Annotated in this window: 21 protein-coding genes; 4 read left to right on the top strand and 17 right to left on the bottom strand. The window is 73.1% G+C overall.

What is annotated here, in order from left to right; all coding sequences use genetic code 11:
- Positions 1-12: 12 nt before the first annotated feature.
- The 13 genes from nuoK to G6553_RS12200 all read right to left on the bottom strand — a co-directional run bounded on the left by nuoK (position 13) and on the right by G6553_RS12200 (position 12616).
- Positions 13-315: an NADH-quinone oxidoreductase subunit NuoK gene (gene nuoK / locus G6553_RS12260; RefSeq protein ID WP_166193023.1), complete on the bottom strand. Its 303-nt coding sequence runs from the start codon at positions 313-315 to the stop codon at positions 13-15.
- Positions 312-1208 (bottom strand): NADH-quinone oxidoreductase subunit J, encoded by an 897-nt coding sequence (locus G6553_RS12255; protein WP_166193020.1) that lies wholly within the window; start codon positions 1206-1208, stop codon positions 312-314. The genes nuoK and G6553_RS12255 overlap by 4 nt, the downstream gene beginning before the upstream one ends.
- A complete protein-coding gene (nuoI, locus tag G6553_RS12250; protein ID WP_166193018.1) occupies positions 1205-1867 on the bottom strand; it encodes an NADH-quinone oxidoreductase subunit NuoI in 663 nt (220 codons plus the stop codon). The genes G6553_RS12255 and nuoI overlap by 4 nt, the downstream gene beginning before the upstream one ends.
- Complete coding sequence (gene nuoH / locus G6553_RS12245) at positions 1864-3204, bottom strand: NADH-quinone oxidoreductase subunit NuoH (RefSeq protein WP_166193015.1); 1341 nt, start codon at positions 3202-3204, stop codon at positions 1864-1866. Before nuoH ends, nuoI begins: the two co-directional genes overlap by 4 nt.
- Positions 3201-5633, bottom strand: a complete 2433-nt coding sequence (locus tag G6553_RS12240; protein ID WP_166193012.1) for an NADH-quinone oxidoreductase subunit G — start codon at positions 5631-5633, stop codon at positions 3201-3203. The genes nuoH and G6553_RS12240 overlap by 4 nt, the downstream gene beginning before the upstream one ends.
- Positions 5630-6967 carry an NADH-quinone oxidoreductase subunit NuoF gene (gene nuoF, locus G6553_RS12235; protein WP_166193009.1) on the bottom strand — a complete coding sequence of 446 codons (1338 nt, stop codon included), beginning with the start codon at positions 6965-6967 and terminating at the stop codon, positions 5630-5632. The genes G6553_RS12240 and nuoF overlap by 4 nt, the downstream gene beginning before the upstream one ends.
- A complete protein-coding gene (gene nuoE, locus G6553_RS12230) occupies positions 6964-7776 on the bottom strand; it encodes an NADH-quinone oxidoreductase subunit NuoE (RefSeq protein ID WP_166193006.1) in 813 nt (270 codons plus the stop codon). The genes nuoF and nuoE overlap by 4 nt, the downstream gene beginning before the upstream one ends.
- Before the next feature lie 82 nt (positions 7777-7858).
- A complete protein-coding gene (locus G6553_RS12225; protein ID WP_166193003.1) occupies positions 7859-9199 on the bottom strand; it encodes an NADH-quinone oxidoreductase subunit D in 1341 nt (446 codons plus the stop codon).
- An 88-nt stretch (positions 9200-9287) separates the two neighbouring features.
- Positions 9288-10028 (bottom strand): NADH-quinone oxidoreductase subunit C, encoded by a 741-nt coding sequence (locus tag G6553_RS12220; protein WP_166193000.1) that lies wholly within the window; start codon positions 10026-10028, stop codon positions 9288-9290.
- Positions 10025-10579: an NADH-quinone oxidoreductase subunit B gene (locus G6553_RS12215; RefSeq protein ID WP_166192997.1), complete on the bottom strand. Its 555-nt coding sequence runs from the start codon at positions 10577-10579 to the stop codon at positions 10025-10027. The genes G6553_RS12220 and G6553_RS12215 overlap by 4 nt, the downstream gene beginning before the upstream one ends.
- Before the next feature lie 15 nt (positions 10580-10594).
- Entirely contained in the window at positions 10595-10954 is a 360-nt protein-coding gene (locus G6553_RS12210; RefSeq protein WP_166192994.1) for an NADH-quinone oxidoreductase subunit A, read from the bottom strand.
- A 289-nt stretch (positions 10955-11243) separates the two neighbouring features.
- Positions 11244-11933, bottom strand: coding sequence for a demethylmenaquinone methyltransferase (locus G6553_RS12205; RefSeq protein WP_166192991.1), 690 nt, complete (start codon positions 11931-11933; stop codon positions 11244-11246).
- A gap of 44 nt (positions 11934-11977) precedes the next feature.
- The gene (locus tag G6553_RS12200; RefSeq protein WP_166192988.1) at positions 11978-12616 is read right to left on the bottom strand and encodes a hypothetical protein; all 639 of its coding nucleotides are present in this window, start codon (positions 12614-12616) and stop codon (positions 11978-11980) included.
- A 241-nt stretch (positions 12617-12857) separates the two neighbouring features.
- Between G6553_RS12200 and G6553_RS12195 the strand changes: the two genes are divergently transcribed.
- Entirely contained in the window at positions 12858-14042 is a 1185-nt protein-coding gene (locus G6553_RS12195) for an isochorismate synthase (RefSeq protein WP_242680373.1), read from the top strand.
- A 206-nt stretch (positions 14043-14248) separates the two neighbouring features.
- Here G6553_RS12195 and G6553_RS12190 read toward each other — a convergent pair whose 3' ends face one another.
- Positions 14249-14887 (bottom strand): MBL fold metallo-hydrolase, encoded by a 639-nt coding sequence (locus G6553_RS12190; RefSeq protein ID WP_166192986.1) that lies wholly within the window; start codon positions 14885-14887, stop codon positions 14249-14251.
- Between the two features lie 72 nt (positions 14888-14959).
- On the opposite strand from G6553_RS12190, the gene G6553_RS12185 reads away from it, so the two are divergent.
- Genes G6553_RS12185 through G6553_RS12175 form a run of 3 tightly spaced genes read left to right on the top strand, consistent with a single transcriptional unit; the run spans position 14960 to position 19339 of the window.
- The gene (locus G6553_RS12185; protein WP_166192984.1) at positions 14960-15445 is read left to right on the top strand and encodes a GNAT family N-acetyltransferase; all 486 of its coding nucleotides are present in this window, start codon (positions 14960-14962) and stop codon (positions 15443-15445) included.
- Positions 15442-16632, top strand: a complete 1191-nt coding sequence (locus G6553_RS22175) for a cytochrome P450 (protein ID WP_166192981.1) — start codon at positions 15442-15444, stop codon at positions 16630-16632. Before G6553_RS12185 ends, G6553_RS22175 begins: the two co-directional genes overlap by 4 nt.
- A gap of 55 nt (positions 16633-16687) precedes the next feature.
- A complete protein-coding gene (locus tag G6553_RS12175; protein WP_207619689.1) occupies positions 16688-19339 on the top strand; it encodes an AMP-binding protein in 2652 nt (883 codons plus the stop codon).
- Here the strand turns inward: G6553_RS12175 and G6553_RS12170 are convergent.
- The 3 genes from G6553_RS12170 to G6553_RS12160 are packed head-to-tail and all read right to left on the bottom strand — an operon-like array spanning position 19231 to position 22999.
- Positions 19231-20325 carry an ABC transporter ATP-binding protein gene (locus G6553_RS12170; protein ID WP_207619688.1) on the bottom strand — a complete coding sequence of 365 codons (1095 nt, stop codon included), beginning with the start codon at positions 20323-20325 and terminating at the stop codon, positions 19231-19233. The two genes, G6553_RS12175 and G6553_RS12170, sit on opposite strands and share 109 nt — an antisense overlap.
- Complete coding sequence (locus tag G6553_RS12165; RefSeq protein ID WP_166192978.1) at positions 20322-21989, bottom strand: iron ABC transporter permease; 1668 nt, start codon at positions 21987-21989, stop codon at positions 20322-20324. Before G6553_RS12165 ends, G6553_RS12170 begins: the two co-directional genes overlap by 4 nt.
- Complete coding sequence (locus G6553_RS12160) at positions 21986-22999, bottom strand: extracellular solute-binding protein (protein ID WP_166192975.1); 1014 nt, start codon at positions 22997-22999, stop codon at positions 21986-21988. Before G6553_RS12160 ends, G6553_RS12165 begins: the two co-directional genes overlap by 4 nt.
- Between the last annotated feature and the right edge of the window lie 58 nt (positions 23000-23057).

The following is a 23057-nucleotide window of genomic DNA, read 5'->3' as shown; positions in this document are numbered from 1 at the left end:
CCGTCCTCTTCCTCAGTACTTCAGCAGGCTGGCGTCGTCGACCGAGGCCGACCGGCGCGTGCGGAAGATGGTCATGATGATCGCGAGCCCCACGACGACCTCGGCGGCGGCGACGACCATCACGAAGAACGCGGCGACCTGCCCGTCGAGGTTGCCGTGCTGCTTGGCGAAGGCGACGAACGCGAGGTTGCAGGCGTTGAGCATCAGCTCGACGCACATGAAGACCACGATCGCGTTGCGGCGGGTCAGCACGCCCACGGCGCCGATGCTGAACAGGATCGCCGACAGCACGACGTACGGCGTCACGTCGGTCATCGGTGGGCCTCCTCGTCGGTCCCGGTGCCGGTGGTGCCGGACGCGCCGGGGCCGCCGGCGCCCGTCGCGTTGCCGGTGCTGGGGTTCTCGGTGTTGTGCCCGGAGCCGGCCGAGGTGTCCGCGGGCGTGCCGGCGCCGCCGGCGGGCCCGCCCAGCGCGCGCTGGACGTCCTCGATGTCGTCGGCCAGGTCGGGGGCGTGGCGGATCGTGCCGCGGGCCGCGAGGGTCTGCGAGACCGACGTCTCCGCGGGCGTGCCGTCGGGCAGCAGCGCGGGGGTGTCCACGGCGTTGTGACGGGCGTAGACACCCGGCGCCGGCAGCGGACCGAGGTGGGCGCCCTTGGTGCCGAAGTCGCGGACCCGCTGGGCGGCCAGCTCGGCCTGGCCCGGCTTGGCGCTGGCGCGCTCGCGGTGCGCCAGCACCATCGCGCCGAGCGCGGCGGTGATCAGCAGGGCCGCGGTGACCTCGAAGACCAGCACGTAGCGGGAGAACAGCAGGTCGGCCAGGCCCTCGATGTTGCCGCCGGCGTTGGCCTCCTCGAGGCCGACCGTCGTGCCGAGCGAGAGCTGGGCGACACCCACCAGCAGCAGGGCGCCCAGGGCGATGCCCGCGACGACGGCCGCGCTCCGCTGGCCGCGGATCGTCTCCACCAGGGAGTCCGAGGCGTCGACGCCGACGAGCATGACGACGAAGAGGAACAGCATGAGGATGGCGCCGGTGTAGACGATGATCTGCACGACGAAGAGGAACGGCGCCTCCAGCACGGCGTACAGCACCGCCAGGCTGATCATCACCGTCGCGAGCAGCAGCGCCGCGTGGACGGCCTTGCGCACGACGAGGATGCCGAGCGCGCAGACCACCATCACCGGGGCCAGGATCCAGAACGCGGTCACCGGCCGGCCCCCCGCAGCGTGGCGTCGTCGTCGAGCGTGGTCGCCGGGGCGGTCGACGTGGACGGGGAGGGGGGCGCGGCGAAGGTGCCGCGATAGTAGTCGCCCTCGTCGGAGCCGAGCAGCATCGGGTGCGGCGGCTGCTCCATGCCCGGCAGCAGCGGGGCGAGCAGGTCGGACTTCTCGTAGATGAGGTCCGCGCGGTTGTCGTCGGCCAGCTCGTACTCGTTGGTCATCGTCAGCGCGCGGGTCGGGCACGCCTCGATGCACAGCCCGCACAGGATGCAGCGCAGGTAGTTGATCTGGTAGACGCGGCCGTAGCGCTCGCCGGGGCTGTAGCGCCCGGAGCCGTCGGGCAGGTCGACGTTCGAGGCGCCCTCGACGTAGATCGCGTCAGCCGGGCAGGCCCAGGCGCACAGCTCGCACCCGACGCACTTCTCCAGGCCGTCGGGCCAGCGGTTGAGCTGGTGGCGGCCGTGGAAGCGCGGGGCGGTCGGCTGCTTCTCGAAGGGGTACTGCTCGGTGACCACCTTCTTGAACATCGTCCGCAGCGTCACGCCGAAGCCGGCCACGGGGTCCCAGAAGCGCTGCTTCTCGGTCGGCTGGTCGTTGGGCAGCTCGCCCGACCGGTCCGGCGAGCTGCCGCTCGGTGCGTCGGTCATCGGCTCTCCTCCTCCGCCTCGGCGGCGCTCCCCTGCGTCGCAGGGGTCGCGAAGGTCAACGGTCGGGCGGCACCACGGACGGGGCCGCCGGCGGGCATCGGCGGGACCGGGAAGCCGCCGGTCGGCTCGGGCGCCGGGCGGGTGGTCCGCGCGGCCGGCTCGTCGCTGTCCTGGCCGAAGAACATGACGGCGAGGAACACCGCCGCCAGCACGGCCAGCGCGACCAGGACGTACTGCCGGTCGAGACCGCCGTCGAGCGTGATCGCGCGGATGACGGAGACCGCGACGGTCCAGCCCAGGGCGACCGGAATCAGCACCTTCCAGCCGAAGTTCATGAACTGGTCGTAGCGCAGCCGGGGCAGGGAGCCGCGCAGCCAGATGAACAGGAAGATGAAGAACAGCATCTTGCCGAAGAACCAGATCAGCGGGACGTAGCCCTCGTTGGCGCCCTCCCACACCCGGTCGATCCAGAACGGGGCGCGCCAGCCACCCAGGAACAGCGTGGTCGCGACCGCCGAGACGGTCGCCATGTTGATGTACTCGGCGAGGAAGAACAGGGCGAACTTCAGCGACGAGTACTCCGTGTGGAAGCCGCCGACCAGCTCGCCCTCGGCCTCGGGGAGGTCGAAGGGTGCGCGGTTGACCTCGCCGACCATCGAGATGACGTAGATGACGAACGACGGGGCGAGCACCAGGCCGAACCACAGCGAGTCCTGCGCGTCGACGATCTGCGAGGTCGAGGCGGAGCCGGCGTAGAGGAACACCGAGACGAGCGCCAGGCCCATCGAGACCTCGTAGGAGATCATCTGCGCGCTCGAGCGCAGGCCGCCCAGCAGGGAGTACGTCGAGCCGCTGGACCAGCCGCCTAGCACGATGCCGTAGATGCCAATCGAGGCGATCGCCATCACGAACAGCACCGCGACCGGCATGTCGGTCAGCTGGAGCGGGGTGACGGTGTCGGTGAACGGGATCCGCACCTCGGGACCGAACGGGATCACGCTGAAGGTCACGAACGCCGGGATGACGGCCATGACGGGGGCGAGGAGGAAGACCACCTTGTCGGCGGCCTTGGGGATGATGTCCTCCTTCAGCGCCAGCTTCACGCCGTCGGCCAGCGATTGCAGCAGGCCGAAGGGCCCGTTGACGTTCGGGCCGATGCGGTGCTGCATCCGGGCCACGACCCGGCGCTCCCACCAGATGTTGAACAGCGTCAGCAGGACCAGGACCACGAAGATCAGCACGGTCTTGAGGAGGACGACCCACAGCGGGTCGTTGCCGAACGCCGAGAGGTCGTCGACGGCCAGCGTCGACAGCAGCGGCGCCACGAGCGAGGTCATCGGCCTGCTCCCTTCACGCTCACGCGGGACCCGGGCGAGGCCAGGCCGGCCAGCACCCCGTCGCCGAAGGAGTTCGCCGGCACCCAGACCACGCCGTCGACCAGGTCGTCGGTGATCTCGGCCGGCAGCGTCACCGAGCCGCGGTCACCGGTGATGGTGACGGTGGGCCCGACGGCGTCGTACGTCGTCGCGCTGACCCGCGCGACCGGCATCCGGGCGGTGGCCCGGAGGGCGGCGTCGCCGTCCTGCATCGAGCCGAGGTCGAGCATCTGCTTCCAGGTCGCGAGCACCATGCCGTCGCTCGCGGTGGCGGTCGACGCCACCAGCTCCGCGCGCGGGGCCGGTCGTTCGCCGTCCCACCCGCCGAGCTCCTCCATCCGGGCGCGGACGTCGGCGACCGTGCGGAAGCCGAGCGGGCGGCCGCGGCCGAGCACCGCGAGCTCCTCGGCGATGCCGGCGAGGACGCGGAGGTCGGGCAGCGAGGCGGGGTTGGTGAAGACCGCGTCGAAGGGCCGCGGGCGGCCCTCCCAGGTGAGGAACGTGCCGGCCTTGTCGCTGACCGGCGCCACCGGGAAGACCACGTCGGCCTCCCGGGTCACGTCGGTCTCGCGGACCTCCAGGGCGACCACGAAGCGGGCCGCGCGCAGCGCGGCGCGGGTCGCGGCCGGGTCGGCGGTGTCGTCGGGGTCCACGCCGCCGACGACCACGCCGCCGAGCTCGCCGGAGACGAGCGCGGCCACGATCTGGTCGGCGTCACGGCCGGGGGCCTCGGGCAGGGAGTCGACGCCCCAGGTGGTGGCGGCGTCGACGCGGGCGGCGGCGTCGGCGACCGGGCGGCCACCGGGCAGCAGGGTCGGCAGGCAGCCGGCCTCGACCGCGCCGCGGTCGCCGGCCCGGCGCGGCACCCACGCGAGCCGGGCACCGGTACGCCGGGCGAGCGCGGCCGCCGCGGTCAGGGCCCCGGGCGAGGTCGCGAGCCGCTCCCCCACCAGCAGGACCGTGTCCTTGTCCAAGCCGTGCTCGGAGTGCTCGGCCAGCGCCTCGATGGCCTGCGCCTCGGTGCCGGGCGCCGCCGGCACCAGCACGCCGTTCATCTTTCGCAGGCCGCGGCTGCTGAAGGGCGCGACCGAGAGCACGCGCGTGCCCCGCCCGGACGCCTTGCGCAGCCGCAGGAAGATCGCGCCGGCCTCGTCCTCGGGCTCGAGCCCGAGCAGGACGACGGTCCGCGCGGCCTCGAGGTCGGCGTACGTCACCGCACCGTCCCAGGGGCCGGTGAGCACGACCTCGGAGGCGAGGAAGTCCGCCTCCTCGGCCGAGAGCGGACGCGCGCGGAAGTCGACGTCGTTGGTGCCGAGCGAGACGCGCGCGAAGACGCTGTAGGCGTAGGCGTCCTCGGCGGTGAGCCGACCGCCGGGCAGCACGCCGACGGCGCCGGCCTCGGCCAGGCCGCGGGCGGCGACCGCGAAGGCCTCCGGCCACGACGCGGGCCGCAGGCTGCCGTCGGTGTCGCGCACCTGCGGGTAGGTCAGCCGGTCGGCCTGCTGGGCGTAGTGGAACGCGAAGCGGTCCTTGTCGGTGATCCACTCCTCGTTGACCTCGGGGTCGTTGCCGGCCAGGCGGCGCATGACCTTGCCGCGGCGGTGGTCGACGCGGATCGCGGAGCCGCAGGCGTCGTGCTCGGCGACGGCCGGGGTGGAGACGAGGTCGAAGGGGCGGGAGCGGAAGCGGTACTCCGCGCTCGTCAGCGCGCCGACCGGGCAGATCTGGATGGTGTTGCCGGAGAAGTAGCTCTCGAAGGGCTCCTTCTCGTAGATCCCGACCTGCTGGAGCGCGCCGCGCTCGACCAACGCGATGAACGGGTCGCCGGCGATCTGCTCGGAGAACCGGGTGCACCGGGCGCAGAGCACGCAGCGCTCGCGGTCCAGGAGCACCTGGGCGGAGATGTTGATCGGCTTGGGGTAGGTGCGCTTGATGCCGCCGGAGGCGGCGAAGCGGGACTCCCCGCGGCCGTTGGACATCGCCTGGTTCTGCAGCGGGCACTCGCCGCCCTTGTCGCAGACGGGGCAGTCGAGCGGGTGGTTGATGAGCAGGAACTCCATGACGCCCTGCTGCGCCTTGTCGGCCACCGCGCTGGTCGCCTGGGTGTTGACGACCATGCCCTCGGCGACCGGCAGCGTGCAGGAGGCCTGCGGCTTGGGGAAGCCGCGGCCGTTGCCGGCGTCGGGCACGTCGACCAGGCACTGGCGGCACGCGCCGACCGGCGCGAGCAGCGGGTGGTCGCAGAAGCGCGGGACCTGGATGCCGGCCTGCTCGGCGGCGCGGATGACCAGGGTGTCCTTCGGGACGCTGACCTGGACGCCGTCGATGGTGAGGGAGACCAGGTCGGTGCGGTCGACCTCCTGGCCGGTGCGGTCCTGCTGCAGCGTCATGCCGTCGCTCCCACGGTGCGGTCGGACCACGCGGTCGAGGCAGCCGGGTCGAACGGGCAGCCGCCGTGCGTGAGGTGGGCGAGGTACTCCTCGCGGAAGTACTTGATCGAGCTGGAGATCGGGCTGGTGGCGCCGTCACCGAGCGCGCAGAACGAGCGGCCCAGGATGTTGTCGCACTGGTCGAGCAGCAGGTCGAGGTCGGCCTCGCTGCCCTGGCCCTTCTCGAGGCGGGCGAGCGTCTGCACCAGCCACCACGTGCCCTCGCGGCACGGGGTGCACTTGCCGCAGGACTCGTGCTTGTAGAACTCCGTCCACCGCAGCACCGCGCGGACCACGCAGACGGTCTCGTCGAAGAGCTGGAGCGCGCGGGTGCCGAGCATCGACCCGGCCGCGCCGACGCCCTCGAAGTCCAGCGGTACGTCGAGGTGCTCGGCGGTCAGCAGCGGCGTGCTGGAGCCGCCGGGGGTCCAGAACTTCAGCTCGTGACCTTCGCGGATGCCGCCGGCGAGGTCGATGAGCTGGCGCAGGGTGATGCCCAGCGGCGCCTCGTACTGCCCCGGGCGCTGCACGTGGCCGGAGAGGGAGAAGATCCCGAAGCCCTTGGACTTCTCGGTGCCCATGCTCGAGAACCACTCGGCGCCGTTGGCGATGATGCTCGGCACCGACGAGATCGACTCGACGTTGTTGATGACCGTCGGGCTCGCGTAGAGGCCGGCCACGGCGGGGAACGGCGGACGCAGGCGCGGCTGGCCACGACGGCCCTCGAGGCCCTCGAGCAGCGCGGTCTCCTCGCCGCAGATGTAGGCACCGGCACCGGCGTGCACCACGACGTCGAGGTCGTAGCCGGAGCCGTGGATGTCCCGACCGAGGTGCCCGGCGGCGTACGCCGCGGCGACGGCGGCCTGGACCCGGCGGATGACGTGGAGGACCTCGCCGCGGATGTAGATGAACGCGGTGTGCGCGCGGATGGCGAAGCTGCTGAGGATGACGCCCTCGACCAGCGTGTGCGGGCTGGCCATCATGAGCGGGATGTCCTTGCAGGTGCCCGGCTCGGACTCGTCGGCGTTGACGACGAGGTACTTCGGGTTCGGGTTGTCCTGCGGGATGAAGGACCACTTCATGCCGGTCGGGAAGCCCGCGCCGCCGCGGCCGCGCAGGCCGGAGTCCTTGACCGCCTCGATGACGGCGTCGGGACCCATCGCGAACGCCTTGTCGAGCGCGGCGTACCCGCCGCGCCGGGCGTAGGCGTCGAGGGTCCAGGACCGCTCGTCGGCCCACCCCGAGGTGAGCACGGGCGTGAGGGTGTCGGTGGACCCGGTCGCAGTGCTGCTCATCGGGCGTCTCCCTTCTCCGCGGCCGTCTCGGTCGTCGGGCTCTCCTTCTCGACCACGGCGGCCTCCGCCTCCTTCGTGCCGGCGTCCGCGGTGGCCGCCGCCTCCTGGTGGGCCTCCTCGGCGACCGGGTGGTCGGTCGAGCCGTCGGCCTGGTCCGTCTGGTCGGCGTCCGGCGCGGACCAGCCGCGCTCGGTCGCGATGCCGAGGCCGACCAGCGAGGCCGGGCCGGCGCTCGGGCCCTCGTCGGCGCGACCGTCGGGGAAGCCCGCGAGCACGCGCGCGGCCTCGCGCCACGTGCAGATCCGGGGCCCCCGGGTGGAGCGGACCTCGTTGCCGGCGCGCAGGTCGTCGACCAGCTGCACGGCCGACTCGGGCGTCTGGTTGTCGACGAACTCCCAGTTGACCATCATCACCGGGGCGTAGTCGCACGCCGCGTTGCACTCGAGGTGCTCGAGGGTGACCTTGCCGTCGGCGGTGGTCTCGTCGTTGCCGACGTCGAGGTGGTCCTTGAGCCGGGCGAAGATCTCGTCGCCGCCCATGACCGCGCAGAGCGTGTTGGTGCAGACGCCGACGTGGTAGTCGCCGACCGGCTTGCGCTTGTACATCGTGTAGAAGGTCGCCACGCCGCTGACCTCGGCCGCGGAGATGCCGAGCACGTCGGCGCAGGCCTCGATCCCCTCCGGGGTGATCCGCCCCTCGACCGACTGCACCAGGTGCAGCATCGGCAGCAGGCCGGAGCGCGGCTGGGGGTAGCGGGCCGCGATCTCGCGCAGCTCCGCCAACGACTCGTGATTCAACTTCGTGCCCATCAGCCATCGACCTTTCGGGGCCCCCGCGGAGTTGTTCGCGGGGGAGCGAAGCGGAGGAGCGAAGAACTTCGTGGGGTGAAGATCATCGGTCGACGCCTCCCATGACGGGGTCGATGGAGGCGATCGCGACGATGACGTCGGAGATCATCCCGCCCTCGCTCATCACGCTGGTCGCCTGCAGGTTCGTGAACGACGGGTCGCGGAAGTGCGCGCGGAACGGGCGCGTGCCCCCGTCGGAGACGACGTGGGCGCCGAGCTCGCCGCGGGGCGACTCGACCGGGACGTAGGCCTGGCCGGCGGGGACGCGGAAGCCCTCGGTGACCAGCTTGAAGTGGTGGATCAGCGCCTCCATCGACTCGCCCATGATGTGGCGGATGTGGTCGAGGGAGTTGCCCATGCCGTCGCTGCCGATGGACAGCTGGCTGGGCCAGCCGATCTTCTTGTCCTCGATCATCACCGGCGCGCCCTCGAGCCCGGCGAGGCGGTCGGCGGCCTGCTCGACGATCTTCAGCGACTCCCACATCTCGTTGAGGCGGATCCGGAAGCGGCCGTAGGAGTCGGCGGTGTCCCAGGTCTGCACGTCGAAGTCGTAGGTCTCGTAGCCGCAGTACGGCTCAGACTTGCGCAGGTCCCAGGGGTAGCCGGTGCTGCGCAGCACCGGGCCGGTCAGGCCGAGCGCGACGCAGCCCTCGAGGTCGAGGGTGCCGACGTTCTCCAGCCGGGCCTTGAAGATCGGGTTCGCGTTGCACAGCGCGGCGTACTCCGGCAGGCGCTTGCGCATGAGCGCCACGGACGCGCGGATCTCGTCCAGCGCACCGGGCGGGAGGTCCTGGGCGACGCCGCCGGGCCGGATGAACGCGTGGTTCATCCGCAGGCCGGTGATCAGCTCGAAGAGGTCCAGCACCAGCTCGCGCTCGCGGAACCCGACCGTCATCACGGTCAGCGCGCCGATCTCCATGCCGCCGGTCGCGATCGCGACCAGGTGGGAGGAGATGCGGTTGAGCTCCATGAGGAGCACCCGCATGACGTCGGCCTTCTCCGGGATCTGGTCCTCGATGTCGAGCAGCCGCTCGACGCCCAGGGAGTACGTCGCCTCGTTGAAGAACGGGGAGAGGTAGTCCATCCGGGTGCAGAACGTGACGCCCTGGACCCAGGAGCGGAACTCCATGTTCTTCTCGATGCCGGTGTGGAGGTAGCCGATGCCGCAGCGGGCCTCGGTCACCGTCTCGCCCTCGAGCTCGAGGATCAGCCGCAGCACGCCGTGGGTCGACGGGTGCTGGGGGCCCATGTTGACGACGATCCGGTCGCTGTCGTCCTCGGCGAGGCCCTCGGCGATCTGGTCCCAGTCCTGGCCGGAGACGGTGAAGACCCGGCCCTCGGTGGTCTCGGTCGAGCTCGCGTAGATGTCCTGGTCAGCGGTCATGCCTGATCACTCCGAGACGTCGGGGTCCCCGCGGCGCTGTCGGCCGGAGGAGCGAAGCGGGGGAGGTCGAGAACGTCGTGGGGTGACATCAGTTGTAGCTCCGTCGCTGGTCGGGCGGCGGGACGGTGCCGCCCTTGTACTCCACGGGGATGCCGCCCAGCGGGTAGTCCTTGCGCTGGGGGCGGCCCGGCCAGTCGTCGGGCATGAGGATGCGCGTGAGCGCGGGGTGGCCGTCGAAGACCAGGCCGAACATGTCGTAGGTCTCGCGCTCGTGCCAGTCGGCGGTGGGGTACGTCGCCACGACCGACGGCAGGTGCGGGTCGGCGTCGGGCACGGCCACCTCGACGCGGACCCGGCGGTTCCACGTCATCGACAGCAGGTGGTAGACCGCGTGCAGCTCACGGTCCTTGTCGTCGGGGTAGTGCACGCCGCTGACGCCGCTGAGCACCTCGAAGCGCAGCGACGGGTCGTCGCGCAGGGCCCGGGCGACCGCGGGCAGACCGTCGCGGCGGACGTGGAAGGTGATCTCGCCGCGGTGGACGACGATCCCCTCGACCGCGTCGGACACGCCGGCTGCGGCGAGGGCCGCGTCGAGCGCCGACGCGACCTCCTCGTGCCAGCCGTCGAGCGGGCGTCGCGCGAGGCCGGGGTACACCACCGGCTGCACCAGACCGCCGTACCCGCTCGTGTCGCCGGAGCCCTTGGTCCCGAACATGCCGTGGCGGGCGCCGACGGCGCGCACCTCGGGGTCGAGCGTGGCGGGCGCGTTCTCCGGGGACTCGTCGAGCGCGCGCTGGTCGGGCGCCTTGCCGGGCTCGTCGCCGCTCATCGCAGCAGCCCCTTCATCTCGGAGGTGGGCAGGGCCCGCAGCGCGGCGTTCTCCCGCTCCTCGACCTCGGCGGCGCGGTGGGGGCCGAGCTTGGTCTGCTGCACCTGGTCGTGGAGCTTGAGGATCGCGTCGATGAGCATCTCCGGGCGCGGCGGGCAGCCGGGGAGGTACATGTCGACCGGCACGACGTGGTCGACGCCCTGGACGATCGCGTAGTTGTTGAACATGCCGCCGCTCGAGGCGCACACGCCCATCGCCAGCACCCACTTGGGCTCGGGCATCTGGTCGTAGATCTGGCGCAGGACCGGGGCCATCTTCTGGCTCACCCGGCCGGCCACGATCATCAGGTCGGCCTGGCGGGGGCTGGCCCGGAAGACCTCCATGCCGAACCGCGCCAGGTCGTACTTCGGGCCGCCGCTGGTCATCATCTCGATGGCGCAGCAGGCCAGGCCGAACGTCGCCGGCCAGAACGACGCCTTGCGCATGTAGCCGGCCACGCCCTCGACCGTGGTCAGCAGGACGCCGCTCGGCAGCTTCTCTTCGATTCCCATCGTGCAGCCCCTCGGTCAGTCCCAGTCGAGTCCACCGCGGCGCCACTCGTAGGCGTAGGCGATGGTGATGTTGAAGAGGAAGAGGACGACCGCGACCAGCCCGAACCAGTGCAGCTGGTCGAAGTAGACCGCCCACGGGACCAGGAACATGATCTCGACGTCGAAGATGATGAAGGTCATCGCGACCGTGTAGTACTTCACCGGGAACCGCCCGCCGCCGATCGGCTGCGGGGTGGGCTCGATGCCGCACTCGTAGCTGTCGAGCCGCGCGCGGTTGTAGCGCTTCGGCCCGACCAGGGCGCTCATCGCGACCGACCCGACCGCGAACAGCCCGGCCAGCACGACGAGGGCCAGCACCGGTGTGTACAGCTCCACGGGCACTCCTCTTCGGAACGTCGACGGCGTCGCTTCTCCGCCCCACATGTGACCTTGTGAACAGAATCACTAAGTGGTGCGAGACACATAGTGCCACTCGTCCCGGGATGGCGCACGCCGGGGGTAGGAACTGGTGACACGCGGCCTGACCTGGGCATTTACGGCATGCCGACGTTGCCGATATGCATCCGCGCCCTGACCTGCGGGAACGCGCGCGTGCACGCCCGGCGTGGTGGACACCACGCCGCGACGGGGCGGCCCCGAGGCGGGCCGCAGGTGGCCGGGGCGGCTACTTGGTGGCGCGGTGGAGCGCGACGATGCCGGCGGAGAGGTCGCGCCACTCCGGGCGCTGCCAGCCGGCCTCGGCGACGAGGTCGGCGAGGCCGCGCTGGTCGGGCCAGGCGCGGATCGACTCGGCGAGGTAGACGTAGGCGTCCGGCGAGGAGGACACCGCGCGGGCGATCGCCGGGAGCGCCTTCATGAGGTACTCGAGGTAGACGGTGCGGAAGCCGGCGTGGGTGGGGTGGCTGAACTCGCAGACCACCAGGCGCCCGCCGGGCTTGGTCACGCGCCGCATCTCGCGCAGGCCCGCCAGCGGGTCGACGATGTTGCGCAGACCGAAGGAGATCGTGACCGCGTCGAAGGTGTCGTCGGCGAAGGGCAACCGGGTCCCGTCACCGGCGGTGAACGGCAGGGCCGGCCGCGCCTTCTTGCCGACGCGGAGCATGCCGAGGGAGAAGTCGCACGGCACGACGGTGGCGCCGCGGTCGGCGAACGGCTGGCTGGAGGTGCCGGTGCCGGCCGCCAGGTCGAGCACCAGGTCGCCCCAGCCGGCGCCGACCGCCTCGATGACCTCGTGCCGCCAGCGGCGGTCCTGCCCTAGCGAGAGGACGTCGTTGGTCAGGTCGTAGCGACGCGCCACCGCGTCGAACATCCGACGGACGTCGGTCGGCTGCTTGTCGAGCTCTGCACGGGCCACGACGGAACCCTACGGCGCCGCTGTGCCGGCGGCGTACCCGCGGCTCAGGCGACCGCGTCCCAAGCCGCGTCGACGAGGGCGACGAGGTCCTCGGGCGTCATCGCGCCGGCCGCCGCCTGGACGGTCAGGTCGTCCTCGCTGCGCTGGCAGGAGACGTACGACGGGGTGTCGCCCTGCGGGGCGCCGGCGGCCGGGTCGACGGCCGCGCGCTGCACGATGCACACCGCGTCGCCCTCGCGGACCAGCTCCTGGCTGGCCCCGCCGGAGGCGGCCGCGTCGTCCTCGCTGATCCGCTCCGGGGCGAACGCGCCGCCGGCGGCGCGGAAGGCCTGCACGGAGACGGCCGTCGACAGGTCCTCGCTGGCGTAGACGCGGGTCTCGGCGGCGTAGTCGTAGACGTCGGCCAGCACCTCGTCGGTGTGCTCGCGGGACGCGGACTCGCGGTCGGCGACGACGCCGGCCTGCTCGGCGTCGTACTGCTCGGCGAACGCCTCCTCGAGGTCCGAGGCCGTGTAGCCGCCCGGCAGCGTGTCGGGCAGGCCGATCGGCTCCTCGGCGCCGGCGCTGCCGTCGACCGCCTTGGGGAGCAGGACGGCGAAGACCACCAGCAGCGCGAGCACGACCACGCCGGCGACGAGGCCGAGGACGGAGGTCTTGGCGGACGGGGTGGCGGGGCTGCTCACGACGGTTCTCCTGGGTGCTGGCTGCGGGGCGGGCACCGTTCGCGGGCGCCCCCGGGACGCTAACCGGCCGCCCTGAGGCGTTCCTGAGCGGGTCCGCCTGGGCGGCGTCCGGGGCCGGACCCGCGGGTAGGCTCGGCGGGTGACCACCCGTACGGCTCCGGACGAGCAGGTGTCCGCAGGCCGGCTGGTCGCGCGGACCACGGCGATCGAGCCGGACTCCCCCTCCTCGCCGGGCAGCTCGCTGCTCGACCTCCTCCCCACGGACGCGCCGGTCACCTGGCTGCGCCGCGGCGAGGGGCTCGTCGGCTGGGGCGTGGCAGCCGAGCTGCGGACGCAGGGACCCACCCGGTTCGCCGACGCCGCCAAGTGGTGGAGCGAGACCGTCGCGCGCACCGACGTGGTCGACGAGGTCCAGGAGCCCGGCACCGGGCTGGTGTCGTTCGGGACGTTCGCCTTCGCCGACGAGCCCGGGGACTCGGTGCTCGTCGTGCCGTCGGTCGTCGTCGGTCGCCGCGGCGACCGGACCTGGGTCACCACCGTCTCGCCGGCCGACGGACCGGAGGTCGACGCGGACGTCCGCGTCCGCGACGTACCCCCTCCGCCCGTCGGGCTCACCTTCGCCGACGGCGCGCTCGACGGCGAGCGCTGGATGAGCGTCGTCGCCGACGCGGTCTCGCGGATCGCCGGCGGGGAGCTGGAGAAGGTCGTGCTCGCCCGAGACCTGGTCGCGACCGCCGTCGAGCCGCTGGACGTGCGCTGGCCGCTGCGGCGGCTCGCGAGCGGCTACCCGATGTGCTGGACCTTCCACGTCGACGGGATGTTCGGCGCGACGCCCGAGATGCTGGTGCGCCGCGAGCGCGGCCTGGTCACCTCCCGGGTGCTGGCCGGCACCATCCGGCGTACCGGTGACGACGAGCGCGACCTCGCGCTCGCTGCGACGCTGGCGCGGTCGTCGAAGGACCTCGAGGAGCACGAGTACGCCGTCCGCTCGGTCGCCGACGCGCTCGAGCCGCACTGCTCGTCGATGAACGTCCCCGAGGCGCCGTTCGTGCTGCACCTGCCGAACGTCATGCACCTGGCCACCGACGTCAACGGCGTGGTGCACGACGCCGCCACCGTCTCCTCGCTGCAGCTCGCCGAGGCGCTCCACCCCTCCGCCGCCGTCGGCGGCACCCCGACGCCCGAGGCGACCGCGCTCATCGCGCAGATCGAGGGCATGGACCGCGGACGGTACGCCGGCCCCGTCGGCTGGATGGACGCCTCCGGCGACGGCGAGTGGGGCATCGCCCTGCGCTCCGGCTTCCACGACGGCGACACCGTCCGTCTCTTCGCCGGCTGCGGCGTCGTCGCCGACTCCGACCCCGAGTCCGAGCTCGCCGAGTCGCAGGCCAAGTTCGTCCCTGTCCGCGACGCCCTCGCCGACTGACCGTCCCGTCCACTGGTCGACCAGCGAGAGGACGTGCTGGCGTGTCCGGCTGGTCGAGGAGCGCGCGCTGGCGCGCGTCTCGAAGCCTGCCGGTCTACGTCCGCATGTGGAAGCTGAGCATGCGGACACTGATCTGAGGAGTTTCTCGGCGGGTTTCGAGACGGGCTGGCGGCCCTCCTCAACCGGCCGAGAACGGCGCGGGAGGCTCAGAGGTCGTGGCCGTCGGGGAGGCGGGTGTAGGTCTGGCCGGCGGGCTCGAGGAAGCGCTGGAGGTGGCCGTCCACGATGCCGAGGCCGGCCTCGGAGTAGACCCGGTCGTGGATGGCGAGGTTGCGGGGGGCGCCGACCTCCCGGGCGAAGTCGATGGCCTCGGCGACGCGGAGCCACGGCGCGGACACGGGGACGAGCAGCAGGTCGACCGGCTCGCCCGGGCCGGTGAGCGCGTCGCCGGGGTGGAAGACCTTCGTGCCGCCGAGGTCGAGCAGGTAGCCGGAGTTGGTGATCCGCGGCAGCTCGGGGTGGATCACCGCGTGCAGCTCACCGACGGCGCGCACGGAGATCGAACCGATCGTGAACGACTCCCCCGGCGCGACGACGTGCAGCCGCTCGACCAGGTCCGGAGCGTCGGAGCGGACGTGCGCGGCGACGCCCTCGATCGTGTGCACGGGCGCGTCGGCCCGGCGCAAGGTGTCGGCGACGTAGTGGTCGGGGTGCTCGTGGGTGACGAGCACCGCGTCGGCACCGTCCACGGCGTCCGGGTCGGTGAAGGCGCCGGGGTCCAGGACGACGGTCGTGCCCTCGTGCTCGATCCGGACGCAGGCGTGCCCGAGCTTGGTGATCCGCATGACGCACACCGTAGAGCGACCACGACGGCCGGCGGTCGTGGTCGTGGGACGCACGCTCCATACGATGGCCGGATGAGCTCCACCGACCACTCCGACGGCGTGACGATCCGCCCGGCCGTCCTCGACGACGCCGACGCGCTGGGTCGGCTCCACGTGGACTCCTGGGACGAGTCCTACGCACACCTGGTGCCGGAGAGGGTCCGCGCCGACCGGGAGGAGCACCTCGCCGAGCGGATCGAGGTGTGGCGCGAGATGGTCGCGCTCCACGACCGCACGCTGGTGGCCGAGGCGCCCGAGGGGTTGGTCGGCTTCGCCGGCGCGGGCGAGCCGGACGAGCTGGGGCTCCCGCTGCTGGCGCTCTACGTGCGGGCGCACTGGTGGGGCACCGGCCTGGGCCACCTCCTGTTCGAGGCGACGATCGGGGGCGCGCCGTCGTACCTGTGGGTCCTCGAGCCCAACAAGCGCGCCATCCGGTTCTACGAGAACCACGGCTACCACCCCGACGGCGCGTTCGAGCAGGCCGAGGAGGGCCTCCACATCCGCATGGTGCGGCCGTGAGGCGGCACTTCGACCTCGGCGACCCGACGTTCGACGTCACGTCGGCGGAGGTGCACGCGGCCCGCGAGCAGGACTGGTACGTCGAGACGACGTGGGGCTGGGCCGTGCTTCGGTACGCCGAGGCGTCGGCGCTGCTTCGCGACCGGCGGTTCCGCCAGGGCAATGCCCGGTGGCCGGAGCAGAACGGCATCCACTCCGGCCTCTTCAGCGACTGGTGGGGCGAGACGTTGCTGAGCCTCGAGGGCGACGACCATGCCCGGATCCGGCGGCTGATGCTGCCGGCGTTCAAGAAGCGCTCGATCGAGGCGATGGTGCCGGGCTTCCAGGAGCTGGCCGAGGAGCTCGTCGACGCGTTCGCCCCGCGCGGCGAGGTGGAGCTGATCAGCGAGTTCGCCGAGCCGTACGCCGCCCGCATCATCTGCCGGCTGCTCGGGCTCGACGAGTCCCACTGGGAGCAGGTGGCGCACTGGGCCGACGACCTGGGCGCGTCGTTCTCCATCGACGTCGGCAACCAGGTGCCGCGGATCGAGGCGGCGATCGAGGGGCTGACCGGCTACCTCGAGGAGGTCGTCGCCGACCGGGCCGCCCGCCCGCGCGAGGACCTCGTGACCGCGCTCGTGCAGGCCAGCCAGGGCGCCGACGGCGCAGAACGGCTGAGCCGCCGCGAGCTCGACGTGGCGCTCGTCTTCCTGGCCTTCGCGGGCATGGAGACCACCCGCAACCAGATCGGCCTGGCCGTCCAGACGCTGCTCCAGCAGCCCGACCAGTGGCGGCTGCTCGGCGAGCGGCCCGAGCTCGGCCGCAACGCGGTCGAGGAGGTCATGCGGGTGAACCCGACCGTCACCTGGGTGACCCGCGAGGCGGTCGAGGACGTCGACCTCGACGGCCTGCACGTCCCGGCCGGCGGCATCGTCCAGGTGCTCTCCCACAGCGCCGGCACGGACCCACGGGCGGTGCCCGAGCCGGCGTTCGACATCACCGCCGAGCGGCCGCCGCACCACGGCTTCGGCACCGGCATCCACCACTGCCTGGGCCACTACGTCGCGCGCACCGACATGGCCGTCGCGTTGCCGCTGCTGGCGCGCCGGATGCCCGACGCGGTCCCGGACGGGCCGGGGCAGTGGCTGCCGGTCTCCGGCAACACCGGGGCGCTGTCGTTCCCGATCCGGTTCACGCCGAGCCAATGAGATCGCCGTCTCGGACGATGCCCACAGCGAGGTTAGGGTCGCCTATCCTCAGCAGGTGCTCCCCCGTCCTCAGACACGACGGGTCGCCCTCGCGACCGACCTCGCCCGGTTCGGCGACCGTCCGGCGCTCGTCGAGGGCACCCGCGTCCTGAGCTACGCCGCGCTGGCGGCGCGCGTCGACGAGGTCGGCCGGACCCTCGGCCGGACCCGCCGGCTGGTCCTGGTGGCGGCCGGCAACGACCTGGGCACCGTGGTGGCCCACCTGGGAGCGCTGGCGGTCGGCCACGTCGTCCTGCTGACCGCGGACCGGGACGAGTCCGTGGCGGAGCTCGTGGCGGCCTACGACCCCGACGTCGTGGTGCGCGGCGGCCGGGTCGAGGAACGCCGCGAGGGCAGCGCGCACGACCTGCACCCCGACCTCGCGCTGCTGCTGTCCACCTCCGGGACCACCGGCTCCCCGCGGCTGGTGCGGCTGGGCGCCGAGGGCGTGCAGGCCAACGCCGAGGCGATCGCGGAGTACCTCTCGGTCCGCGACAGCGACGTGGCCGTGACGACGCTGCCCCTGCACTACTGCTACGGCCTCTCGGTCCTGCACAGCCACCTGGTCCGCGGCGCCCGGATCGTGCTGACGTCGCTCTCCGTGGTCGACGCCTGCTTCTGGGACCTCGTGCGCGAGCAGCGGGTCACCTCGCTCTCGGGGGTGCCGCACACCTTCGAGCTGCTCGACCGGGTGGGGTTCGGCGCCGAGGCGCTGCCGTCCCTGCGGTACCTCACCCAGGCCGGCGGTCGGATGGCGCCCGAGCGGGTGTGCCGGTACGCCGAGCTCGGCCAACGCCAGGGGTTCGACCTGTTCGTGATGTACGGGCAGACCGAGGCCACCGCCCGGATGGCGTACCTCCCACCCGACCTGGCCTCGGAGCACCCGAGTGCCGTCGGCGTCGCCGTGCCCGGTGGTCGCCTGCGCATCGACGCGCCGGACCCGTCGACCGGGGTCGGGGAGCTCGTCTACGCGGGCCCCAACGTGATGCTCGGGTACGCCACCTCCCCGGCCGACCTGGCGCGGCCGCGCGAGGTGGCCGAGCTCCGCACCGGCGACCTCGCCCGCCTCGACGACGCAGGGCTGGTCGAGGTCGTCGGACGGGCCGCGAGGTTCGCCAAGGTCTACGGCTTGCGCGTCGACCTCGACCGGGTGGACCACCTGCTCGCCGACGACGGGCTGGTGGCCAGCTGCGCCTCCGACGACGAGCGGCTCGTGGTCGCCGTGCAGCCGTCCGCGCGGTCGGGACGACCCGGGCAGGACCGACGGCTCGAGGCGCGGGTCGGCGCGAGGGCGCGGGCGATCACGTCGCTGCCGCCGTCGGCCGTCCGGGTCGTCGTCGTCCCCGAGCTCCCGCGGCTGGCCACCGGCAAGCCCGACGCCCGCGCCGTCCTGGCGCTCGCGGCGGACGCCCGGCCGCCGGCGCCCGAGGACGTCCGCGGCACCTTCGCACTGGTGCTGGGTGCCGAGCGGGTCGACGACGACGACACCTTCGCCTCCCTCGGTGGCGACTCGCTGTCGTACGTCGAGATGACGGTGCGCCTGGAGGAGCTGCTGGGCTCGCTGCCGGCCGGCTGGCACGCGCGTCCCGTCGGCGAGCTGGAGGCGCTGCGCCGCGACGGCGACGCCGCACGACGGCCGCGACCGCGCAACCGGTCGGTCGAGACCGGCGTGCTGCTCAGGGCGCTGGCGATCACCGCGATCGTCGCCACCCACGGCAACCTCCTCGACCTGACCGGCGGAGCTCACCTGCTGCTGGGACTCGTCGGCTTCAACCTCGCCCGGTTCCACCTCACCGGCACCTCCGCGTCCGAGCGCGCCCGAAGGCTCCTGCGCAGCGCGGCCCGGATCGCCGTGCCGACGGTGGTCTGGGTCGGCACCATGACGATCGTGGCCGGTGCCTACCCGTGGCGCACCGCTCTGCTCCTCAACGGCGTCGCCGGACCGCGGTCGTGGTCCGAGCCGGCGTGGCACCTGTGGTTCGTCGAGGCGGTCGTCGCCGTCCTGCTCGCCACGGCCGTCCTCGTCGCGCTGCCGGGGGTGCACCGGCTCGAGCGGCGCTGGCCGTTCTGGTTCCCGGTCGCGGTCGCCGTCGGGGCGCTGACGACCCGCTACGACCTGGTCTCCCTGCGTGGTGGTGACGAGATCCACCGCGCGCACGTCGTGGTGTGGCTGGTCGCCCTGGGCTGGGCGGCGGCCCGCGCGACCTCCTGGCAGCACCGGGCGGTCCTCTCGCTGCTGCTGGCGTCCACGGTGCCCGGGTTCTTCGGCGACCCCGCCCGCGAGGCGGCGGTCGTGGTCGGCCTGCTCGTCCTGGTGTGGGTGCCGACCGTGCGCCTGCCGTCCGCGGTGGGCCGCGCGTGCGGCACCGTGGCCGGCGCGTCGCTGTGGACCTACCTGACCCACTGGCAGGTCTACCCCCACCTCGAGGACCGGTGGCCCGTCCTGGCCCTGCTGGCGTCTCTGGCGGTCGGGATCGCGGCGCAGCACGCCTGGACGGCAGCGACCGCCGCGGCCGGCCGGGTGCGAGGCGGTCTGTGTGCGCCCTGGCGGCCGGAGCCTCAGCGCACCGCGCCCGGGGGCGGCTCGGTCATCGCGACGTCGCCGGACAGCAGCACCGGCCGGGCGCCGGGGACCACGCTGACGGCGACCGGCGTGCCCACCGGGTGACGCACCCCGTGCTGCTGCCAGGAGCGCAGCACGCGCCCGGACGCGAGCCGCACGTGGTGCAGCACGAACCCCCCGTGGTACTCCGTGCGCTCGACCCGGCTGGTCGAGGTCGGGTCGACGCCGAGCGCCACCTCGTGCGGCCGCAGCATGACCTCCACGTCGAGGTCGACCCCGCCCCAGCCAGGCACGGTCGAGACCACACCGATCTCGGAGGTGAGGAGCGCGTCGTGGACGTGGGCGGGCAGGAAGTCGGCTTCCCCCATGAACGTCGCGACGAACCGGTTCACCGGGCGTTCGTAGACCTCGGCCGGTGAGCCGACCTGCTCCACGACGCCGGCACGCATCACCGCCAGCCGGTCGGCCATGGACAGCGCCTCGGCCTGGTCGTGGGTGACCACCACGGCTGCGCTGCCGGTCCCGCGCAGGGCGGCCAGGGTGTCGCCGCGGACCTGGGCGCGCAGGTTCTCGTCGAGGCTGGAGAACGGCTCGTCGAGCAGGACCACCGCCGGGCGCGGGGCCAGCGCGCGCGCCAGCGCGACGCGCTGCTGCTCGCCGCCGGACAGCTCGTGCGGGTGCCGCCCGGCCAGGTGGCCCAGCCCGACCAGCGCGAGCGCCTCGGCGACGCGTGCCGCGCGCTCCGCGCGCGGCAGACCGGCGAGGCCGAAGGCCACGTTGCGGCCGACATCGAGGTGCGGGAAGAGGGCGTGATCCTGGAACACCAGCCCCACGTGGCGGGCCTCCGGAGGCACGAACCGCCGCTGCTCGGCCACGACCACGCCGCCCACGCTCACCCGTCCCGCGTCGGGCCGCTCGAGCCCGGCCACCAGGCGCAGCAGGCTCGACTTGCCGCAGCCCGACGGCCCGATGACGGTCAGCACCTCCCCGGGTGCGAGCGACAGGTCCAGCGCCCGCACGGCGTGCACGCGGCCGTAGTGCTTGTCGACGCCCTCGAGTCGCAGCGCAGCGCCGGCGCCCGGGGCGCTCATCCGCCCACCCGCGCCATCGGGTCGACCGGGCGCGCGGACCGGTTCAGCAGGGCCACCGGCACCAGCGCCAGGGCCACGATCAGCAGGGCGGGCAGGGCCGCCCGCTCCCAGAAGTTCTCCGAGGCCAGCTCGTAGACCCACACCGACAGCGTCGTGAACCCGAACGGCCGCAGGAGCAGCACCAGCGGCAGCTCCTTGACGGCGTCCACCACCACCAGCGTGAACGCCACCGCCACGCCCGGGCGCACCAGCGGGAGGTGCACCCGGCTGAGCAGCCGGATCGGCCCGGCGCCCAGGGCAAGGGCGGACTGGGTGACCGTGGGCGGGACGCGCGAGAAGCTCGCGTCGACGGCCTGGTAGGCCGGACCGGTGAAGCGGACGACGTACGCCGCCAGGACGCCGAGGACCGAGCCGGTCGCGAGCAGCCCGGTCCCGCCCTCCGCGCCGAGCGCCACGAGAGCGTCGTCGGCGGCCTGGAACACGACCAGCACACCGATGCCCACCACCGCGCCCGGCACCGCGTACCCGAACGTCGTGACCTGCGCGGCGCCGCGCACCACCCGCCCGCCGCCCAGCCGCAACGCGTGCGCCATGAGCAGGGACACCAGCACGCACGTGCCGGCGACGACGGCCGCCACGGAGACGCTCGAGCCGAGGTGGTCGACGAACCGCTCGTCGACCACCGCGCCGGGGTCGTCCGCCAGGGCCGTCGCCGCCCAGACGCCGAGGCGGAGGACCGGCAGGCCGAACGCGAGCGCGACCACCAGCAGCGCGGTCCCGGTCGCCGCTGCCGCGCGGAAGCCGGTGAGCCGCCGCTGGGCGAGGCCGCGTCCGCGCCCTCCTCGCTGGGAGTAGCGGGCGCGCCCACGCAGCAGCCGCTCCACAGCAAGCACCACGACGGCCGCGACGAGGACCAGGACCGCCACCGCGATCGCCGAGCCGACGTCGAAGGACCCCTTCCACGCGAGGTAGACCCCCACCGAGAGCGTGCGCACGCCGAAGTACTGCACGGTGGCGAAGTCGGTCAGCGTCTCCATCATCACCAGGGCCAGGCCGGCGGCCAGCGACGGCCTGACCAGCGGGAGCAGCACGGTCCGGAAGGCTCGGCCCGGGCCGGCGCCCAAGCTCCGGGCCGCGTCGTGCGCGGTCGGCGCGGTCTCGGCGAGCGCCGCCCGCGTCATCAGGTAGACGTAGGGGTAGAGCGTGAGCACCAGCACCACCGCGGCGCCACCGATCGACCGGACCGGTATCCCGCTCACACCGATCCCGAGGTCATCGCCGAGGACCGACCGCAGCCAGCTCTGCACCGGCCCGGCGTAGTCGAACGTGGAGAGGTAGACGAAGCCGAGGATGTAGGCCGGCATCGCGAGCGGGAGCACCAGCAGCCAGCCCAGGGTGCGCCGCAGCGGGAAGTCGTAGGCGGTGACCAGCCACGCCAGCCCGGTCCCGAGCACGGCCGTGCCGGCCGCGACGAGGCCGAGCAGGACGGCGGTCGTCACGATCATCGCGCCGGTGCCGCTGGGGGCCCGCACGCCGCCCTGCGCGACGGCGTAGCCCGAGACGCCGGCCACGGGGCTCGCGACCGCCGCTGCGACCAGGAGGACGAGCAACGACCAGCCCGGTCGCCCTGCCCCGCCGACGCGGCGGGCCAGGAGCACGGTCACCGGTAGCCGGCTTCGTCGAGCACCTCGACGGCCTCCGCGTTGAGCGAGCCGTACGCCGCCGCGTCGACCGGCATCCGCTCGAAGTCACCGAACCCCGCGATGAGCTCCTCCGGCTCGACGTCGGGGTTGACCGGGAACTCGTGGTTGCCGTCCACGAACTGGCTCTGGCCGTCCGTGGCGAGCCACTCGATCAGCCGCTGCGCGTCCTCCGGCGCGTCGGAGCCCTCGACGACCCCGGCCCCGGAGATGTTCACGTGGACGCCCTCGCCCTCCTGGCTGGCCCAGTACAGCGCGACGCCGAAGTCCGGGTCCTCCTCGAGCATCCGGGCGAGGTAGTAGTGGTTGCTGATGCCGAGGTCGCAGCCCCCGGCGTCGATCGTCTCGAGGAGCTCGACGTCGTTGCTCATGATCTGCACGTCGTTGGCGACCCAGCTCTCGACGATCTCCTGGGCCCGCTCGCGCCCGTGGAGGTCGATCAGGCTCGCCACCAGCGACTGGGTGTAGGACGCGGTCTCGTCGCGCATGCAGACGCGGCCCCGCCAGCGGGGGTCGCCGAGCGCCGCGTAGGTGTCGGTGGGGTCGAGCTCGGAGGGGTCGACCGCCTCGGGGTCGTAGACGACGGTCCGGGCCCGCATCGCCAGGCCCGCCCAGCGGCCCTCGGGGTCGCGCAGGTCCGCCGGCACGGCCTCCTCGAGGACCGGGGAGTCCATCGTGGCGAGCTGGCCCTGCTCGGCGGCGTTCCACAGCATGCCCGCGTCGACGGTGATGAAGACGTCGGCCGGGGTGTCCTCCCCTTCGGCCTTGAGCCGCTCGAGCAGCTCGTCGTCGTCGCCGTTGAGGAACTCCACCGTCAGCCCGGTCTCCTCGGTGAAGCCTTCGAAGGCCTGCTCGAGGTCGTAGTGCCGGGCGGAGTAGACCTGGATGTCGGCCTCCTCGTCGGAGCCGAGGAAGCCGCAGGCGGAGGTGGCGAGCAGCGGCAGGGCGGCGAGCAGGACGAACGGACGGCGCATGGGTGGTCCTCGGGAGCAGGAGACGGGCAGAGAGCGGAGTAAGGCTAGCCTCACCTCG

Origin of the sequence: Nocardioides sp. IC4_145 (assembly GCF_011250565.1) — a bacterium.
Taxonomy (GTDB): domain Bacteria; phylum Actinomycetota; class Actinomycetes; order Propionibacteriales; family Nocardioidaceae; genus Nocardioides.
This window is presented reverse-complemented; position numbering and strand designations above follow the sequence as displayed.

What these genes read in the sequence shown, in the direction of transcription:
- G6553_RS12220 (WP_166193000.1), bottom strand. Translation starts at nt 10,028, where the DNA reads ATGAGCGGCGACGAGCCCGGCAAGGCGCCCGACCAGCGCGCGCTCGAC.
- G6553_RS12185 (WP_166192984.1), top strand. Translation starts at nt 14,960, where the DNA reads ATGAGCTCCACCGACCACTCCGACGGCGTGACGATCCGCCCGGCCGTC.
- nuoK (WP_166193023.1), bottom strand. Translation starts at nt 315, where the DNA reads ATGACCGACGTGACGCCGTACGTCGTGCTGTCGGCGATCCTGTTCAGC.
- G6553_RS12160 (WP_166192975.1), bottom strand. Translation starts at nt 22,999, where the DNA reads ATGCGCCGTCCGTTCGTCCTGCTCGCCGCCCTGCCGCTGCTCGCCACC.
- nuoE (WP_166193006.1), bottom strand. Translation starts at nt 7,776, where the DNA reads ATGGGCACGAAGTTGAATCACGAGTCGTTGGCGGAGCTGCGCGAGATC.
- nuoH (WP_166193015.1), bottom strand. Translation starts at nt 3,204, where the DNA reads ATGACCTCGCTCGTGGCGCCGCTGCTGTCGACGCTGGCCGTCGACGAC.
- G6553_RS12225 (WP_166193003.1), bottom strand. Translation starts at nt 9,199, where the DNA reads ATGACCGCTGACCAGGACATCTACGCGAGCTCGACCGAGACCACCGAG.
- nuoI (WP_166193018.1), bottom strand. Translation starts at nt 1,867, where the DNA reads ATGACCGACGCACCGAGCGGCAGCTCGCCGGACCGGTCGGGCGAGCTG.
- nuoF (WP_166193009.1), bottom strand. Translation starts at nt 6,967, where the DNA reads ATGAGCAGCACTGCGACCGGGTCCACCGACACCCTCACGCCCGTGCTC.
- G6553_RS12190 (WP_166192986.1), bottom strand. Translation starts at nt 14,887, where the DNA reads ATGCGGATCACCAAGCTCGGGCACGCCTGCGTCCGGATCGAGCACGAG.
- G6553_RS12215 (WP_166192997.1), bottom strand. Translation starts at nt 10,579, where the DNA reads ATGGGAATCGAAGAGAAGCTGCCGAGCGGCGTCCTGCTGACCACGGTC.
- G6553_RS12240 (WP_166193012.1), bottom strand. Translation starts at nt 5,633, where the DNA reads ATGACGCTGCAGCAGGACCGCACCGGCCAGGAGGTCGACCGCACCGAC.
- G6553_RS12170 (WP_207619688.1), bottom strand. Translation starts at nt 20,325, where the DNA reads ATGAGCGCCCCGGGCGCCGGCGCTGCGCTGCGACTCGAGGGCGTCGAC.